Here is a 19,420-nt window from a genome sequence, read left to right on the forward strand (position 1 = left end):
TGATTATATTTACCTTTATATGTATAAAAATAAATCATACAGTTAAAAATAAAATGATTATTTTTAGGAGGTATTTGAATTGGATATTAATCGTGTAAAGCAGATTTTATCATCTTCTGCAGATATAAAAGTCATGTATAACGGTACTTCTGTCTGGATTGACGAATTGCATGAAGATCAGGAGATGGTAACTTGTCATCTTAGAGGACCACTTGAAGAAAGAACTCAAGTAAGTGTCGCAGAACTTAAAGAAATGGATTAAAGCCTTATCTGTCTGACTTCTTTATAAATTTTTGTAGAGATCGTCAGACATATCTTTTATTACTTTTATTAAAATCACCAACGAAATAAAAGGAATTAGTTAACAGTTATACATATTGTTAGAGAAAATGTGTATAATGTATGTAGTACTAAATCTCCTTACTGAAGGATGTGTTGATATGAGATTTCAACAACAAGTCGAAAAGCCACCAGAGGTTAACTTAAAAATATGGACTTGTGGTTCAGATGATTGTAACGGGTGGATGCGTGATAATTTTAAATCGAACGAAAATCCGGACTGTCCTTTATGTGGACACGCAATGGTTGAAGACGAGCGTACATTACCTGTATTGGAAAACTTTTCAGCAGTAAGCCAGAAAAAGGAATAATTTCATTATCAACAATATTTTAAAGCAGAATCCCATGTTCAATACATGGGATTTTTCTTTTTAGTTCTCACCTTTTGCCTTCTTATTAGTTGCAATAACAGCTTGTTGAAGTAAGTCAACAAAGTTACCGTTTGTTAATACGTTTATTCCTTCTGCTGTTGCTCCACCAGGTGTTGTTACCTGTTCCCTCAATTCCTTTGGAGAGTAATCTCCTTTTAACATCTCTACAGAGCCATTTACCATTTCTTTCACCAATTTTTGCGCTGTATCTTTTGAAACATTGTACCTTTTTGTTTGTTCAATTAAAGCTTCAACAAATAAGTAAAAAAAAGCTGGTGCACTACCGGTAATCGCTGTTAAATTGTGAATCTCTTCTTCTGAGCAATATTGTGAGGTTCCAATTGAGTTGACCAATAACTCCATTTGAACATGATTCTTTTCACTTGCAAATGTTCCATATGTATATAAAGAAATAGAATGACCAACCATTGCAGCAGTATTTGGCATAATCCAACCAACAGCCGTTCTTTCCGGAAGGAATTTCTCCATAAATGAGGGACTTATTCCCGCTGCTACCGTTACAACAAATTGCGAAGTAATGTAAGGGCTTAATTTATTAAGAACTACTTCATGTTCTGAAGGCGGAATCGCTAGTACGATCAGATCCACTTTATCAATAATGTCATCGAATGTCTCGATTGGTTGGATTTGATATTTCATTGCCAATTCTTTCAGTCGTTCAACACTCTTCTGATTCGAAACATAAATTGAATTTATTTGTTCGCGGCTGCTTGTCGTTAAACCTGCAATGATCGCTTCTGCCATTCTGCCTGCCCCAATAAACAAAATAGAATTTTTCAAAAAAAACTGCCTCACTTTCTTTTCATATCATTTGTTATTATTAAACCTAATATCGTCATTTGAAAGTTTCAAGTTGCCAAAAATTGAAAAAATAAAAAGACGTCTATAAATAGACGTCTTGCGTATTGAGGCGAAAAACTGCACGCCACATCGTGCATTTAGCCTTCCGGCATGTTATTCGACTTACACAATTCAGCTCATCGCTCAATTAATATACCACAAACTAAAATAAATAGAAAGAGAAATCTTCTAATAACCATAAATTTTTTAAATAGGAGGAAAAGACTATTTCAAACTATAAGTGTTTAATGAACCCCAATTCGTGATATTGAATACTATAAAATTAAAAGTTTAAGGAGGAAATAAACTTATGAAACCATATATAGAAGAATTTCAAAATGAAGAAAATTTAGAGCAAGCTGTGAATATGTTAAAAAGTAAAGGTGTACAAGCTACTGATCTCTATGTTTTAACACATGATGACGACCGGACTGAAAGAATCTCAGATAAAGCAGATACGAATTTAATTGGTGTAGAAGAAACCGGCTTGACAAAAACACTAGAAAACCTATTCGTTAAAAAAGGTGATGAAATACGAAACAAACTTCATGAATTAGGATTTTCAACAGCTGAAGCCGAAATGTATGAGGAAAAACTTGATCAAGGGAAAGCCCTTTTAATTATTAAGAATCCCGAGCAATATCAACTTGTATAAGATAAATTGAGAGGATGGCCGAAAGGGCACATCCTTTTTTAATATGAAAAATTAGACAAGTTTCATCCTACCCTCTCATATAAATAAGGTAGACATGCTATTAGGAGGGTAAATATGAGGTTTGTTTTTATACGAAAAAAATGGATATTTTTTGTTGTAGCCGCTATCTTAATGGGAAGTTTATATTTTTTAACAACCGAAACAGTCCCAACGTTCCAAAGTACCCAAACATCTAATGAAGAAATTACAATTAATATGGTCACTGGTGAATTTTCTACAACAACAGCTGATGGTAAAAAACTGGAGGCTTATCGTTGGGATCCGGGTACCATCATGATTCCAAAAGGTCAAGATGTTACCTTAAAGATTTTTGGTGTAAATGGAGAGGAGCATCCTTTTTATATTGAAGGAACAGATATAAAAGGCACAGTTAAAAAGGGTGAAGAAACTGTGATTCCTCTTAACTTTACGACAGAAGGCACTTATCGTCTAATTTGTGACATACACACACATGAAGGTCATAATGAGGTTCCTCCTATGATTGCTTATCTTGTCGTTGATTAATTAATAGGTACATTCATTTTTATAAATTTATAATATGATATTATAATGGTTCATTTTAGAATTAACTCATATAGTATCATGCATATTGTAACGATTCTTTTAATTTAGAAGCAAAGCGGGATATCACGCTTTGCTTTTTGTCTGTTTTTTTTGTTTTGAATCATTGGAGTCGATTAAATACTGAATCAGCATGTCGTCTTTTGAAAGATATGCAGAGTATGTTCTTTTTATAAATCTTTCAGCCTCTTCAAAAGTTGAAAAGTCATCTGGTAGTAAATGATGATCTTTTTCTACCTTCCATTTATTTCCTTTATTTTTATATAATAAAAAACGTTTCTTATCAAAATTTTCATAATGAGCACATTGCTGTTTCAAATTCATTTTATTATGAGAATGATCCATTCTTAAGGACTTTAAAGAGAATGTTTTATCAACAAACTCATGATATCCTTCTGGTGTTAATGAACAACCTGCTGCTTTTGCATGTCCTCCCCCTCCGTATTGTGCGGCAATTTCAGATACGTCAATATGATCATGAATTGTTCGAAATCCCAATTTTTTATTCCCCATATTAACAATGGCAATACAATCAAGATGCGGATGTTCCTTTCCAAGCTCATTTCCTAGTTCTGAGTGATATGATTCTGCATGAACGACTCCGATACATTTGTCACCAATAAAGGTTTGTACCAATTCCCTTTTCTTTCTTTTTATGTATCGCTCTGTTTTCTTATCTTCAATATTCAACAATTTTTCTTCAAACTCATTAAAGGAAAAAGACTCTTCTATAGTAAGACGCTCAACCATACTTTGTTCAAACTCTTCAATAGATTGTAAAAATAAAAGGTCATTTAAATGTTTTGCATGAATATTTTTCTTTCTCTCCCATTCCCAGGTATCATACTGTCTGACCAGTTCAACATATTCACTGAGAGAAGAACGTTCTTTAAGGAGATTCTGTTTTTGAAGGTGTGAATAAAATAATGAAGTTGCAGATGCAAGCTTACCTATTGATTCCTCTACACTGACATCTCCCCACTCATATTCGTTAAAATGCAAGGCTGTCTTATGATGATCTATTAATTGAACAAGTCCTCCTCTTTGAGCATATTTTTTTAATCTCATCTCATTGTCCTTATTAACGGACAAATCAGTTATATATATTTTACATGAAAAATTTCTGTCAGTTTGTTCTTTCATTAATTGCTCTATATGATAATCAAGGCTATTTACTGAATGGTAATGGACATCTACAAATTCACCAAAAGCCAGTTTTGCAAGAATCCCACAACTGACACCATCCAAATCATTGTGTGTTAATAAAATATATCGCATGAGTCCACCTTCTCTATCCTTTGACATTTTCTTTCCTATATGAAGTATGTGTCTTAACGGCTTAACTATTCAAATAGCAATACACTTGTTTTGTCTAATTTATTAGTTCCTCCTACTCTTCAGATACGTTTTCCTTTGTTAACGAACAAAAAGGATACAAAATAACGATTTGTATCCTTTCTGAGAGATTTTATATTTTTAGTGTTATTCAATAATTCTTTTTCCTAAAATGACTAAGTCTCTCTCCACGCCTTCCATATTAGCGATTTTCGGAAGATGTGCCCATCTCTCAAATGAATAATGTTCAAAAAGCTTGATACTTGGTGCATTATGACCAAATACAAATGCTAACAATGTTTTTATCCCTAGATTAGGACATTCTGAAATTGCTTTATCCATTAAAATACGAGCATAGCCCTTACCATGTATGACTGGATCTAGATAAATACTAACCTCTGCTGTCGCATTATAAGCTGGTCTTCCATAAAAGGATTGAAAACTTAACCAACCAACAATACCTTGATCTTCTTCTATAACCCACAAAGGCCTTTGGTGTGTGTTATGTTCATGAAACCAAGCTAACCTGCTTTCAACTGTTACCTCTTCCAGATCTGCTGTTGCAAGTTTACCGGGTATGGATGTATTATAAATTTCAACTATTTGTGGAAGATCTTCAATGTTTGCATCTCTGATTATATATGTTTGATCACACATCTTGTCATTTCCCTTTCTATGTACAAATGTTCATCATGGATAGCTATTTTATTATCTTATTATAATTGAAAATCTTTATTAGATCATACTATTTTTTTGCATCAGGGATGAAAATAGTAGAAATATTCCTTGCCTTTCTTTCATTAGATGGTTCATTATTGATAACTTTTAAAAAGACTTCTGACATTTCAGCGATAAATTCCTGAAATTCTTGATCTGATAAATATATCATTGCTTGCCTAAAGCTAACCCCATCTTTAACTAAATCAATTTCATCTTGTTGTAAATAGGCTTCATATTGACCTAATATATGTGTCATAAAAGTTAAAAATAAATGTAAATGTTCATCACGGTTTAATTTTTGAATATCTCCTGTTGCTGATTGTTCTTGTTCATTTAAAGCGTAAAATTTTTCAACCGTTCCTCGAATTTGATTTTCCTTAACAACCTGAATCACATTTCCTTCTAAAAGTTTATTTAGATGGCGATATAAAGTGGCCTGAGGAACTTCAGTTAATCTTGCTTGGATTTGCTGGACATTCAACTCTTTTCTTCCAATTAATGTTTGTACAATTTTCATTCGCACTGGATGAAGAATTAGCTTTGCTTTTGAATTCAATACTTTAATCTCTCCCCACTTCAATTATTATTATCAATTATAATAATAATGAGAGGTATGTCAATCTGAGGTGAGAAAACAAAAAAAGGAATGGACTGTTTTTCCCATTCCTTTTTCAACGTTATGCATTTTCAAAATAATCTTTATAGTAGCCGCCAACCTTGCCAGTATTGTCAATAACAAAGTAAAATTCCTCTGTTTCGTTTTGAACATCATACTCTTTCCCTGCAGTAAGTGCACGGTCAACCATGTATTTTGCTGCGTTTGTATGAACGCATTTTACTTTTTTTAATGCCTTTGATTCCTGCCATGTTTTATGTATCAAAGCAAATCCACCTTTCACATTCATATGTTATATTCTATCCGATTCTTTCTAAAATGCCAATCAATGCAAGAAAACTAATTTATTAAAGTATGCTCTTTTCTAGAGAACGTATTATTATTGAAACATAGAGATTGAGTGTGTTATACATAATAGCAATGGTTTCACTCTATAATAATACATTGCTACATATCACATTTCATCACACATATACAACTAGCCCCCCGCATAGCCTATGATGAGGTGAAGAATAAATATGCTTACAAACAACAAACTTGATCAATTCATTTATTCTTTTGTAGATAAGTTAAAAAATACACAAAATAGTGACGGGTCATGGAAATATTGTTTTGAAGGTGGATTAATGACTGATGCCTTTATGATTATTACACTCAGGGCATTAGACATTAAAAATGAGGAAAGTTTAATAAAGAATTTGACAGAACGATTACTTTTAACCCAATCCAAAGAAGGGACCTGGAAAGCTTATCCTGACGAAGAAGGTGGTAATTTATCTGTATCGATACAGGCTTATTGTGCATTATTATTCTCTGGCTTTTTATCTCAGGATCATCCTGCTTTAAAAAAAACTGAACATTTTATAAAAGAAAAAGGTGGTTTAAACAATGCGCATTTTATGACCAAATGGATGCTTGCTGTCAACGGACTTTACCCATGGCCAACACTCTTCTATGTACCTATGACATTTCTGCTTATTCCAGAAAGGTTCCCTTTTAACTTCTACCAATTTAGTGCTTATGCAAGAATTCACTTTATCCCTATGATGGTGGCTGCAAACAAAAAGTTCACATTAAAATCTGCCTATACTCCTGTATTAAGCCAACTGTACAGACAACCTTCTCCACAGCACCTACTAAATCATTACCGCTCTCACTCACTATTTATGAATGACATGAAAAAACTATTAACACTACCAGAATATTTGCATCGTCTAGGCTATCAGCGTGCTGAGAGATATATGTTAAAAAGAATAGAGGAAGATGGTACTTTATACAGTTATGCAAGCGCAACTTTTTTTATGATTTTTGCCCTTCTTTCACTTGGGTATAGTAAAAACTCACCAACGATCGTCAATGCTATAAACGGTTTAAAACAATTAGTTTCTACTTCATGTAATGGAATTCATTTAGAAAACTCAACATCAACTGTATGGGATACCGCTTTACTAAGTTATGCATTACAGGAAGCGAAAGTCTCTAATCAAGAAAAGATCATTCAACAAGCTACTTCTTTTCTACTTTCTAAACAACATACAAAAAAAGGAGATTGGAAGATTCATAATCCCAATGTTGCACCAGGAGGTTGGGGTTTTTCCCATAATAACACGATGATCCCTGATAATGATGATACATCTGTAGTTTTGCGCGCTATAACCCGTACAGCTATATTAAACGATAGAGTCCGAAATGCTTGGTACAGAGGTGTAACCTACCTTCTTTCTATGCAAAATGCAGACGGAGGTTGGGGAGCTTTTGAAAAAAACACCGACCTGGAATTACTTACTCTCATCCCCCTAGAAAACGCAAAGGACGCTGCTATTGATCCATCAACACCTGACTTAACCGGCAGAACACTTGAGTTTTTAGGTACTTATGCAGGACTTTCTAAACAACATCCAAGCATTAAAGCTGCAATTCAATGGTTGGAAAACAATCAAGAGAGAAATGGTTCCTGGTATGGCAGATGGGGTGTTTGTTACATATACGGTACATGGGCTGCTGTTACTGGAATGATATCTGTCGGAGTATCAGTTAATTCACCTGTTATACAAAAGGCGATTCATTGGTTGGAATCCGTTCAGCTTGATACTGGTGGTTGGGGAGAATCCTGTATAAGCAGTATCCAGAAAAAATATACACCACTTCTATATAGTACACCATCTCAAACTTCTTGGGCTCTAGATGCTTTGATACAAAGTAATGCACACAAAAATGAATCTGTACAAAAAGGAATCGCTCATTTACTCGATCCTTCTTCCTTTTCACAAACTGCGCTAACTTATCCCACCGGTATAGGGCTACCAGGACAATTTTATATCCATTATCATAGCTATAATGATATATTTCCCCTATTAGCCTTGGCACATTATAGAAAAAAAATAATTACTAATTCTAATGTAAGTTCCTAACCACAATGGTAATGACAAAGAAAAAAATCAACCCTTTCAATTTTTTTGCATATATTGTCTAGGACTGCTGTCTAGGAGGCGATTTAACATGTCAGAGCAATACATGACATCAATGAAAAAATGGTGTAATGATATTTTAAAGAGTTACGATGACTCAATTCAGGATTTAAGACGCAAACATGATGTAACGAGTTTAGAATCATGGAAAAATGAACTTTTACACCTGCAATATGAACTTAATGAAACATCAGACTTGGACCCTAAAGATGTTTATCAACGTGCAGACGAATTATTTACCCAATTTGAAACATATTTTGACTCTGAAGAGCGTCAGGAGAATGAGCGAATACAAAATCAGAAGAAACCTGTGCCTATAGGAGGTCATACACTCCCTCCGTTGCCATACGCCTATGATGCATTGGAACCATATATTCAGCAGGAGATTATGCGCTTACATCACGATAAACACCATCAAAGCTATGTCGATGGATTAAATAAAGCCGAAAAAGAAATGCAAAAGGCACGAAAAACTGGTAATTATGAATTAATTAAACATTGGGAACGTGAAGCAGCATTCCATGGAGCCGGACATTACTTACACACTATATTTTGGTCAATCATGACACCTAATGGCGGTGGAAAGCCTTCGGGAATGCTGATGAGGGAAATCAACCTATCGTTTGGAAGCTTTGAACAATTCAAACAGCATTTTTCTGAAGCAGCTAAAAACGTAGAAGCTGTTGGCTGGGCTATTTTGGTTTGGTCACCTCGAGCACAACGATTAGAAATTCTTCAAGCAGAAAAACACCAAAACCTGAGTCAATGGGATGTTATCCCGCTTCTAACGCTTGACGTATGGGAACATGCTTATTATCTTCAATATAAAAACGATCGAAAGAAATATGTTGATAATTGGTGGAATGTTGTCAATTGGAAGGAAGTTGAAAGACGTTTCCATGAAGCACAACAAATAAAATGGAATCCCTATTAATGACCATTTTTACTTATTATAGAAAACAAGGGTAACTTTAAAACATTTTCAAAGTTACCCTTTTTCATACATCAAATTATCCCTAGTACATCTAGAAATACAACAATAATAACTATAGGAGAAACGTATTTTAAAAGAAGATACCAACAAGTAAATATTTTTTTACTTATAGTTGAACCATTCTGAAGTTCTTCAAACAGGTCTTTTTTAGTAATCTTCAACGGAACAAATACCGCAATTAATAACGCCCCTAATGGCATAAGCATATTACTAACCAAAAAATCAGCAGCATCAAAAATAGACTTTCCAAATATAGTTATATTTGAAAGCACACCATACGATAATGCTGACGGAATTCCTACAGCAAAGATACATAAGCCTACAACCCATGAAAATAGCTTTCTTTTCTTTTCATTCCCTTTTGATATAGGTGCAACAATAATTTCAAGCATTGAAAAAGCAGAAGTTAATGTTGCAAATAAAAATAATAATAAAAAGGCGACTAAAAAAATAGTACCAAATGGCATTTGATTAAAAACCGTTGGAAGTACGTTAAATAATAAAACAGGACCAGCATCCGGTGCTAATCCGAATGAAAATACAGCAGGAAAAATTGCTAACCCTGCTAGTAAAGCTACTAATAGGTTTAGCCCTACTATTGATATTGCGGATTGTGGGAGGTTCTCATTCTTAGATAAATAAGAACTATATGTGACCATAACCGAAACACCAACACTTAATGCAAAGAAGGATTGTCCCATTGCATATAAAACTGTTTCAGATGTCACCTTTGCAAAATCAGGCTTTAAGAAAAAGATAATCCCTTCCATAGCACCATCTAGTGTAACTGATCGAATAATGATAAAAATAAATAAAATAAAAAGGGCAGGCATCATAAATTTACTTGCTTTTTCAATTCCGTTTGAAACTCCTTTAGACACTACATAGCTCGTAATAAGCAGAAAAATCAACTGTGCTACTACTGTTAAAAAAGGATCTGAAATACTCGCTCCAAATAATTCTCCATACTCCTGCTCAGTTAGTCCGCTTAATTGACCTGTTAGAGCTTTTGCCAAATAAATGAGGATCCATCCCCCTACAACACTATAAAAAGACAGCAAAATAAAGCATGTGATGACACCCAATCTACCAATTAGATGCCAAGATGAATTTGGGGCAATTTGTTTATAAGCTAATATCGCATCACTTTTTGTACTCCTCCCAATAATAAATTCACCAAGCAAGAGCGGCAATCCGACTAATAAGGTAAATAAAATAAAAATTAGGAAAAAAACGCCCCCACCACTTGTTCCAGCAACATATGGAAATTTCCATATTGCCCCAAGGCCAATTGCTGAACCTGCCGCGGCAAGTATAAACGTGATTTTTGACGACCATTGTTCGACTGATTTACTCACTTCATCACCTCTAATGCAAACTTTGTTTGTTACAAATGAATATATTTATTAAAAGGAATATTCTTATGACTTTTAGTATCAATTCATCACAAACATTATATAAGTCTACATTTTAACATTTTACTAGCATAATTTAAATTATATTTTAAAAATATTCTTTCAGTTTTCAAGTTGACATAATACTTTTATATAAGCTTTTGAAAGATGACATTATGTGTCCGATCCATTATACAATGAAAAAAGGCTGGCACCCTTCAATCAGTGCCAACCTTCCTATTGTAATAGCTTAGCCTTCTAGTAATAATGATTCTGGATCTTCCAGCAATTCTTTAACCGTTGCCAGGAAGCTAACTGCTTCTTTACCGTCAACAATACGATGATCATATGAAAGTGCAATGTACATCATAGGGCGGTTTTCCATTTTTTCTTCATCAATTGCAACAGGTCGCAATTGAATTTTATGCATACCGAGAATCCCTACTTGTGGACCATTTAAAATTGGGGTAGATAATAGTGATCCGAATACTCCCCCATTTGTAATTGTAAAGGTACCACCTTGAAGATCACTTAAACTTAGTTTATTATCACGTGCTTTCTTTGCTAGGTTTAGAATTTCCCCTTCAATCCCGGCGAAGTTTAATCGATCTGCATCACGAACAACAGGTACAACCAAGCCTTCAGGTGCTGATACTGCAATACCTATGTCATAGAACTTTTTCATTAAAATCTCGTTCCCTTGAATTTCAGCATTTAATAATGGGAATTGTTTTAACGCCGCTACTACTGCTTTTGTAAAGAACGACATGAAACCTAAACGAACATCATGCTGTTCATAGAATTTATCTTTTCTACGTTTACGAACCTCCATAACAGCGGACATATCAACTTCATTAAAGGTTGTTAGCATTGCAGCAGTTTGTTGTACCTCCACTAAGCGATTAGCAATTGTTTGACGTCTTCTGGACATCTTAATCCGCTCAACCGGTTTACCAGGTACGTCTTCCTGAGCAGAAGCAGCTGGTTTTGGTGCAGCAGTTTTTGGAGTTGCGGTTGCAGCCTGTTGTTGCTGATTAGGTACATTTTGACCCGTGAAAGACTCAACATCCTGTTTTCTTACTCGACCAAGAGGATCAACTGTTTGCACTTGTTGTAAATCTATTCCACGCTCTCTTGCAAGTTTACGTGCTGAAGGTGAAGCAATTGGTCTTTGCCTTTTCTCATCTTTATCTTCTGCTTCATTTTGTTGTACAGCTTCTGGTGCCTTTCCTTCTTGCTTCACTTCCTCCGGTTGTGAGCTAGAAGTTTCTCCACTCTCATCAATTACTCCGATTGTCTCTCCAACTTGAACAGTATCACCTGATTCTTTGTGCAGCTCTTTTAAAACTCCAGAAAATTCAGCAGTTAATTCAACGTTTACCTTGTCTGTCTCAACTTCTAATAGATACTCGCCTTTCTCAACAGCATCACCAGGTTGTTTAAGCCATTGTGCAATTGTTCCTTCAGTGATAGATTCTGCTAGTTCTGGTACTTTAATTTCAGCCATGTGTTGGTTCCCCCTTGAGCACTTGCTTATATAGAGTTTCGCTCATACAGTTGATATACAATAGAAGCGATTTATTGATCATCAGCAAGTTCCGCATTTTTCAATTTAGTCGATTAATAAATGGTCAATATTACTTATTCCAAGTCAATGCTTCGGTTACAATACGCTCTTGATCCTTCTTATGAATATTAGGATCACCTTCTGCAGGACTTTGTCTTCTTCTTCTGCCAATATATTTCACTGGAATTCCTTCCGGTGCAATTTCTCTCAGCTTAGCATCGATGAAGCTCCAAGCCCCCATATTTTGCGGCTCCTCCTGAACCCAAACGATTTCTTCAAGAGAAGATAAGTTTTCTAATATTGAAAGGATTATTTTCTTAGGGAATGGATATAATTCTTCCACTCTCAACATATGCACCCAGTCTTGATTTCCATCTAAGGAATTTAATTTATCCGTTAAGTCAGTTGCGATTTTTCCTGAACATAGGACAAGTCTTTTCACTTTTTCTGGAGAATGACCAAGACCCGGTTGTTCAATAACAGGCTTGAATTCACCTTCACATAATTCATTCAAATCTGAAACAGTTTGTGGATTTCTTAACAAGCTCTTCGGCGTCATGATAACTAGCGGTCTGACCTCTTCGCGTTTTAGCAAATCAGCCTGTCTGCGTAATATATGAAAATATTGTGCAGCACTTGTTAAATTTGCTACTTGCCAGCTATCTTCTGCAGCAAGCTGTAAAAACCTTTCAAGTCTTCCACTAGAATGCTCTGGTCCTTGCCCTTCAAATCCGTGAGGTAATAGCATGATTAGTCCGGATTTTTGGCCCCATTTTGCACGACCTGCTGCAATAAACTGGTCAAAAAATACTTGAGCAGCATTCGCAAAGTCTCCATATTGGGCTTCCCATAAAACCAATGTCTCTGGAGCGTACACATTGTAGCCATATTCAAAGCCAATAACCGAACCTTCAGATAATGGACTGTTATGAATAGCAAATGATGCTTTAGCATCAGACAGTTTGTGTAAAGGTGAGTAAAACTCTCCAGTATTGACATCGTGTAAAACGATATGTCTTTGAGCAAATGTTCCGCGTTGTGAATCTTGTCCAGTTAAACGAATTGGTGTTCCATCAGTAAGGATTGATGCAAATGCTAACGCCTCACCAAGTGCCCACTCTACTTTACCTTCTTCTTTAAGACCATTTGCTCTTCTTTCTAAGATTCTTTGCAGTTTAGAAAACACATTGAAATTTTCCGGCCATTTTACCAACTCGTCATTTAATTTAAGTAACTTGTCTTTGTTAACAGCTGTTTGTAACGCAGGAAGTCCACTGTTAACAAACTTTGGTAATTTAATTTCGTGAGTTTCAGCAGCTTTTTTATCTGGAACCTTTTGATAAGCTTTATCAAGAGTTCCCTGCACTTCATCATTGATCTTTTGAATATCGTCTGACCCGAGCACATCCTCATTTTCTAGTGATTCCGCATACAATTTACGAACCGTAGGATGTTTGCGTACTTTTTCATATAGCTGAGGCTGTGTCATTGACGGTTCATCCATTTCATTATGACCGAATCGACGATAACCAATGAGATCAATTAAGAAATCACTTTTGAATTTTTTACGGTACTCCATTGCAATATAAACAGCTGCAATACATGCTTCAGGATCATCAGCATTCACATGGACAATTGGAATTTCGTACCCTTTTGCTAAATCACTTGCATATTTTGTCGAGCGAGAATCACGGCTTTCTGTCGTAAACCCAATCATATTATTAGCAATAATATGGATTGTTCCACCTGTTTGATAGCCAGTTAGTTTATTTAAATTAAGAGTTTCTGCAACAATTCCTTCACCAGGAAAGGCAGCATCTCCATGAATCAAGATAGCCATCGCATCATTTACACTTTGTTTAGGATAGCCTTTCTCTGTGCGAACTTCTTGTGCGGCACGGGTGTATCCTTCAACAATAGGATCGATGAATTCTAAATGACTTGGGTTATTTGCCAATGTTACTTTAGCTCGACCAGTGCTTTCATCCATGAATTGCTTGTTTGCACCCAGATGATACTTTACATCCCCACTCCAGCCATAGTTAATGCCAATAGATCCTTCTGAAGGTACTAATTCCTTATTTGGTGCATGTTGAAACTCTGAAAAGATAATTTCATATGGTTTTCCAAGCACATGGGCCAAAACATTTAATCGTCCACGGTGTGCCATTCCAATGTTAATAGTATCCGTACCTGCTTCAACTGCATTTGAAATCAATTCATCAAGAACAGGAACAAGCATATCTAGTCCTTCAATAGAGAAACGCTTCTGCCCTACAAATGTACGATGCAAAAATTGTTCAAATCCTTCTACTTCTGTTAATCTCTTTAAAATTGAAATCCGCTTTTCTTTCGACAGATTTTTAAAGATTGTACCGGACTCAACCATTTTAAGAAGCCACGTTTTTTCCTCGTAATTATGTACATGGCTGAACTCAAAAGCAATAGAACCTTTGTATACTTCTTTTAAGTACTGGTATGCCTCTAGTCCATTTGTTACATGTGCTGGAACATCCTCACATAGAAGGTGTACAGGAATATACTTTAAATCTTCCTCTGTTAAATCATATTCTTCAAGTTGCAAAAATTCATTTTTCTCTGCTGTATCCCCAAAAGGATACACAGCAGCATATAAGTGACCATATCTACGGATATTAGTTACAAGTTTTACTGCTTCTGCTACTTTTTTCATTTTATCAGCTGAAATTGTTTCACCTTCAGCTAATGTTTGTTGATTATTAGATTTCATTTGTATAGAAGGAGAACCCCAGTTATCAAATATTTCTTTTAATTCTATATCAATAGAATTTGGATCAATTTTATATTGATCATATTGTTCCATGATATAGCCGAGGTTTGGACCATGGAAGTCTTCCCAAGGGAAATTTTGCTTACTTGTGCCTACTGCCATCTTACATTACCCCCAAAGATTCATAAGTGATCAGAAAAAGTATTTCTGATACGCAGGTGAAAAAATTATTATCCTACGATATTAACCACTCTTACAAGTATAGTAGTATGATATTAAAACGCTTCCAATGCTATTTTAACATTGGTGTCTACACATTCCAAGATAGATGATTGAAAAATTTTAAAAATTTTGGTCCTTTTTTCAATATCTATTCTTAGCGCTCTCAATTATTTAAATAATTTAAATTATCAAATAATACCCCCTCTTCCTTACATCTATCATACTACAAATCCTTGGAAGAAAAGTACAATTTTTATTATTTTAGAGTAAATTATAATAAATTTTTCTATGTCCAAGTGTCCCTAAAAATAGACTTATTATTGATCTATTTTTTAGATTAATTCAGCATTATCAATCTCGAAACAATAGGACAAAATCATACTTAAGATTTTGTCCTACTATAAAATACTCATAACTTTTTTATATGAACAACTAGATTGTTTTTAATAACAATCTTTTTAGTAGAGGGTATAATTGTTCAGGAAGCTCCTCAATTTTTTCAACGAAAACACTGTATCTTCCATAAATATTTTGTATGGTTTTTTTGGTCGCTTCATCCACTTCATTTGTTGATAAAAAGACATTCATTACCTCAACCCCCAACTTCCTGGCATCTAACACGGCTTCATGTGTATCAATAATCCCATTTCTTTCATAACCGGTTGCTGCCGGTTCACCATCGGAAAACACAAGCAAAAATTTTTGCTTTTCATGTCTTTTCATTAATTGTTCGGTCATATGTCTTATTGCATACCCATCTCGATTATCTTCTTCTGGCGATAGTTGCATAATCTCTGGTCCTGCTTGAATCTGCAGTGAATCCTTAAACGAAATAACCGTATGAAAATGGTTTGGCTGTCGGGTTTTGGAAGCTTCATTTGTGTCTTCCCAAAAACCAACAATCTGATGCGGAACTCTGACAGACTTTAATGTTTCATGAAAGAGTATAATTCCCAGCTTTGTTTGGTCCATTTTATCAAACATGGAGGCAGAACAATCAACTAAAAGAGTAAAAACAGCATCAATATCCGGTGATCTTTCCTGCTTTTTATAAAACAGTTTAGGATTTTCTTCTGTCAATAATCTTAGAAGCTTTTTGTTTAACCTCCCTATATGAAGATCAGTTCTTGGCAATGTTCTTTTATGTTCCAGTGTTTTTTGAATCATTAATTTTAATTTTTTCTGAAATAGTAGAATATCATTTCGATCATGTTTGTATTTATCTATGTCATCTGCCGCCGGGAGCTTTGATTGAACAAATATTGGTACAGCATATTTATTTTCCTTCCCATATACAAGCTCTCCCGCGCTAGATCTTTCTTCCTTTTGCGACTCCATAGCTTCTAGCTTTGAATAATCATTTTTTTTAGCTTTCCCTGATGTCCCCTGTACCATTGCAAGTGCTTGATCTGTGTCTTCGCCTTCACGAACAGTACCATCACCATTTAGCGTTGTGTTTGTTCCTTGTTCTAAATCAAATTGTAAAAAACTTTTGGTTGGCTTGCTCGTTTCACTATGCCAGGTTGGAAGTTTGTCACTATGGACATCTTCATCACCTTTTTTAGCATTTTCGATTTGATCTTTATTTTTTAATTTAGATTTTCTCTTTAACTCATCAAAAAGACTTGAAGCTTTTATTGATTCGTACGGAAGATCAGCTAAATAAAAATAAGTATTAAGCATGTCCTTATCCAGAAGCTCTTCTAAAATATCAACTACATTTAAAACAATCTTAATAATGTGTGAGGTTGAAGAGGCTTCAAAAATTTGAAAGATTTGAGTTTGAATATAAGGTAATGTACGATCTAGGTTTTCTGACAGGGCTGGAACCTGTTCCATTGTAGATTCTGCTGTCAGGATTAGATAGAGTGCGTTAAATAGAGCGTCGGTTAAAATATTACGTTCCTTATGAATAATTAGTTGGCTTTGAAAATGTCTACGGTATAGCTTTTTTCTTAAGTAAAATGCCGTTTTTGTACCTGGTCTTTCTTTTATACACACCTCTTCTATTCGAAGATCTTCCAGCAACATACAAAGTTGTTTGGCAAAACTATTAAGCTTTAAAGGCCTTACCCTTTGTAAAAATAGACCAAGCTCTCGAAAATCTGTATGAAAATAATTCCCAATACTCCGAAGATAAACATCACTTTTTAATGCTAATTCTGTCTCGGATTTTTCACGATGATCCCAGAAATGACTAACATAAATCTTTTTTTCAAATGGATCTAAATAAGATTGGACACTATAATCCACTTCCAAATCACGATTCTTTGTAAGTCCTTTGGAAAGATCAGATAATTCCATAAAAAGAAATGAATCAACTTGTTGATCGTTGAACTTAATAAATCTCAAAACCAAAACCTCACTCAAATAGAGTTTCAGCCACATTTCTAATGGCTGCTTTTTCTCTTTCATCATCCAGCTTTTCAACAATTCCTCTTTCGACAGCACGTTTTGGAGGGAGATAGCAAGCTAAATCACATGTATCAATTAGTGCCCTTATTGATGCAGCTTCTTCTGACACCTGTCCATTTTGGACAAGACTTAACAAATCGGCTGACAACTTTGTAAATGTTTTAATTAATGCTGGATCTGTAAGCTTGGATTGTTTTTCAAGAACCGATTTCAATTCATCGTCTTGTATATATGGAACTTCAATGACAACAAAACGGTTTTTTAATGCTTCATTTAAGGGTACTGTTCCAACATATCCTTCATTTATCGCAGCAATAACTCCAAAGTGCTCATGAGATCTCACAACTTCCCCTGTAAATGGATTTGTAATCATTCTTCGATAATCCAGTACCCCATTTAAAATAGGTAGTGTTTCCGGTTTTGCCATATTAATTTCATCGATATAAAGGAGATGTCCTTTTTTCATCGCTTTCACAACAGGTCCTGCAATAAATTCAATTGAAGTTCCACTTTGTGTGTTTTCAATTGTTTTAAATCCTAATAGTGCTTCTGCATCTAAATCAACAGAACAGTTAATACTATGCATCGGCTGATGAAATAGATTTGATAGAGTTTCAGCAAGTTTGGTTTTTCCTGATCCTGTTGGACCTTTTAATAAAACATTTTTTCCTAGAGCTAATGCAATCATTGCATCATAAATAATAGAATTATCAGTTGGAGTATATCCGCTCTCACCGATTAATAATTCATCACCCTCATGTATCTCTCTTGTTGATCTATCTTTTATTAACTTTTGAATGTCAGTTGGTAATTGATAAGCTTCTATGTTTTTCATTTTAGACCTTCCTTTTATACCTTTTTCAAACGTTTATACCAATCATGAGTATACTAAAAAGATTGTAAGTATTCAAAGTTTACGAAAGTACTTTAGGTGGTAATTAATAACTAAAATCCCCCCCTTTTTTTATCTCAAAAAAAAATAGAATCCTAAAGGATTCTATAAATAGCGTTTAGCACCGAGATAGCGCTGCTTCCAATATGAATTATCCAGTTTACTTATCGTAACTCCTGAGCTGCTGGCATGAATAAATTCATTATTTCCTAAATAAATTCCCATATGTGATGGACCTGCCTTATATGTAGTAAAGAAGACAAAATCTCCTACTGCAGGATTGTTTACAGATTTCATCGTATCCCAATAACCCGCTGTACTTAAGCGAGACACAGATGTAACTTTATTTAGAACATAATAAATAAATCCACTGCAATCAAAACCACTTGGTGTATTTCCAGCCCAACGGTATGGAGTTCCCATTAGTGATTTTGCTTCACTTATCATTGTGTCAATTTTTGAGGATTGATTTTGTGATTGCGAAGGTTTTGAAACAGTATTATTTGTATCTTGACTAATTGTTTTGTCACCATTCAATTTTAAAACCTGACCAACTCGAATAACATCTGATTTAAGATTATTTGCTACTTTTATTTCTGCAATCGTTAAGTCAAATTTATTGGCTATTTTCCATAAAGAATCACCTGGTAAAACCTTGTATGTAGAAACGACATTTGATGAACCTTGCTCAGGTTTATTGTTGCTAACCGTTTCTTCATTTTTCTGAGTAGTTTGACCGGCTTGTTTTTTCACCGATAATTTTTGACCCACGCGGATAAGGTCACTTGTTAAGTTGTTTAGATTCTTTAGCTCAGCAACTGATGTATTATGTGCTCTAGCAATCACCCATAATGAATCTCCGCTTTTTACAGTATATGTTACATTTTTAGCTGATGTTGATGAAGAAGAACTCGATGTTGTACTATTACTAGATTGTTTATTTGTAGTAGTAGATGTTTTAACCTTGAGAACTTGTCCAACCTGAAGAAAGTCACTATTTAATGAATTCCATTGCTTAAGGTTGCTAACTGTTGTATCATACTCCCTTGACAAATCCCAAAGTGTATCACCACTTTTCACTTTAATTTTTTCATCTGCTGCAGCGACTGAAGCAAATAATGATGACCCAACAACTGCTGTTGCTGTCAATCCTAATATTTTTTGTTTCATTTCTACTATTACCTCCTACTCATCATAAGCT

17 protein-coding genes are annotated in these 19,420 nt (G+C 34.7%); 6 read left to right on the forward strand and 11 right to left on the reverse strand.

The features are described from left to right. Positions 1-79: 79 nt before the first annotated feature. Positions 80-262, forward strand: coding sequence for an H-type small acid-soluble spore protein (locus BK577_RS01185; RefSeq protein WP_026560755.1), 183 nt, complete (start codon positions 80-82; stop codon positions 260-262). A gap of 178 nt (positions 263-440) precedes the next feature. Next, a complete protein-coding gene (locus BK577_RS01190; protein ID WP_026560754.1) occupies positions 441-650 on the forward strand; it encodes a cold-inducible protein YdjO-related protein in 210 nt (69 codons plus the stop codon). Between the two features lie 60 nt (positions 651-710). Here BK577_RS01190 and proC read toward each other — a convergent pair whose 3' ends face one another. Further along, the gene (gene proC, locus BK577_RS01195; protein WP_281252532.1) at positions 711-1,511 is read right to left on the reverse strand and encodes a pyrroline-5-carboxylate reductase; all 801 of its coding nucleotides are present in this window, start codon (positions 1,509-1,511) and stop codon (positions 711-713) included. A gap of 370 nt (positions 1,512-1,881) precedes the next feature. On the opposite strand from proC, the gene BK577_RS01200 reads away from it, so the two are divergent. Beyond that, complete coding sequence (locus tag BK577_RS01200) at positions 1,882-2,226, forward strand: YflT domain-containing protein (protein WP_026560752.1); 345 nt, start codon at positions 1,882-1,884, stop codon at positions 2,224-2,226. Between the two features lie 114 nt (positions 2,227-2,340). Next, positions 2,341-2,790 carry a cupredoxin domain-containing protein gene (locus BK577_RS01205; RefSeq protein WP_078431244.1) on the forward strand — a complete coding sequence of 150 codons (450 nt, stop codon included), beginning with the start codon at positions 2,341-2,343 and terminating at the stop codon, positions 2,788-2,790. A 123-nt stretch (positions 2,791-2,913) separates the two neighbouring features. Here BK577_RS01205 and BK577_RS01210 read toward each other — a convergent pair whose 3' ends face one another. From BK577_RS01210 to BK577_RS01225, 4 genes are all read right to left on the reverse strand, one after another. After that, entirely contained in the window at positions 2,914-4,125 is a 1,212-nt protein-coding gene (locus BK577_RS01210) for a DHH family phosphoesterase (RefSeq protein ID WP_078431245.1), read from the reverse strand. Between the two features lie 204 nt (positions 4,126-4,329). Then, on the reverse strand, positions 4,330-4,839 hold the full coding sequence (locus tag BK577_RS01215; RefSeq protein ID WP_078431246.1) for a GNAT family N-acetyltransferase: 510 nt from the start codon (positions 4,837-4,839) through the stop codon (positions 4,330-4,332). Between the two features lie 88 nt (positions 4,840-4,927). Then, complete coding sequence (locus BK577_RS01220) at positions 4,928-5,458, reverse strand: helix-turn-helix domain-containing protein (RefSeq protein ID WP_078431247.1); 531 nt, start codon at positions 5,456-5,458, stop codon at positions 4,928-4,930. A gap of 121 nt (positions 5,459-5,579) precedes the next feature. Continuing rightward, the gene (locus tag BK577_RS01225; protein ID WP_026560748.1) at positions 5,580-5,783 is read right to left on the reverse strand and encodes a DUF6501 family protein; all 204 of its coding nucleotides are present in this window, start codon (positions 5,781-5,783) and stop codon (positions 5,580-5,582) included. Positions 5,784-6,036: 253 nt separating this feature from the next. Between BK577_RS01225 and shc the strand changes: the two genes are divergently transcribed. Both shc and BK577_RS01235 read left to right on the forward strand, forming a co-directional pair. Continuing rightward, positions 6,037-7,929, forward strand: a complete 1,893-nt coding sequence (shc, locus tag BK577_RS01230) for a squalene--hopene cyclase (protein ID WP_078431248.1) — start codon at positions 6,037-6,039, stop codon at positions 7,927-7,929. Between the two features lie 88 nt (positions 7,930-8,017). After that, positions 8,018-8,920, forward strand: coding sequence for a superoxide dismutase (locus tag BK577_RS01235; protein WP_078431249.1), 903 nt, complete (start codon positions 8,018-8,020; stop codon positions 8,918-8,920). Positions 8,921-8,991: 71 nt separating this feature from the next. Here BK577_RS01235 and BK577_RS01240 read toward each other — a convergent pair whose 3' ends face one another. From BK577_RS01240 to BK577_RS01265, 6 genes are all read right to left on the reverse strand, one after another. Continuing rightward, positions 8,992-10,338: a sodium-dependent transporter gene (locus BK577_RS01240; RefSeq protein WP_078431250.1), complete on the reverse strand. Its 1,347-nt coding sequence runs from the start codon at positions 10,336-10,338 to the stop codon at positions 8,992-8,994. A 286-nt stretch (positions 10,339-10,624) separates the two neighbouring features. Further along, a complete protein-coding gene (gene odhB / locus BK577_RS01245; RefSeq protein ID WP_078431251.1) occupies positions 10,625-11,881 on the reverse strand; it encodes a 2-oxoglutarate dehydrogenase complex dihydrolipoyllysine-residue succinyltransferase in 1,257 nt (418 codons plus the stop codon). Between the two features lie 130 nt (positions 11,882-12,011). After that, a complete protein-coding gene (sucA, locus tag BK577_RS01250; RefSeq protein ID WP_078431252.1) occupies positions 12,012-14,852 on the reverse strand; it encodes a 2-oxoglutarate dehydrogenase E1 component in 2,841 nt (946 codons plus the stop codon). Positions 14,853-15,344: 492 nt separating this feature from the next. After that, positions 15,345-17,264, reverse strand: coding sequence for a vWA domain-containing protein (locus BK577_RS01255; protein WP_078433418.1), 1,920 nt, complete (start codon positions 17,262-17,264; stop codon positions 15,345-15,347). Between the two features lie 10 nt (positions 17,265-17,274). Then, entirely contained in the window at positions 17,275-18,162 is an 888-nt protein-coding gene (locus tag BK577_RS01260) for an ATP-binding protein (protein ID WP_078431253.1), read from the reverse strand. A gap of 162 nt (positions 18,163-18,324) precedes the next feature. After that, on the reverse strand, positions 18,325-19,389 hold the full coding sequence (locus tag BK577_RS01265; RefSeq protein ID WP_078431254.1) for a C40 family peptidase: 1,065 nt from the start codon (positions 19,387-19,389) through the stop codon (positions 18,325-18,327). Positions 19,390-19,420: the final 31 nt, after the last annotated feature.

The sequence above is a fragment of the Metabacillus halosaccharovorans genome (assembly GCF_002019635.1).
Classification (GTDB): Bacteria; Bacillota; Bacilli; order Bacillales; family Bacillaceae; genus Metabacillus; species Metabacillus halosaccharovorans.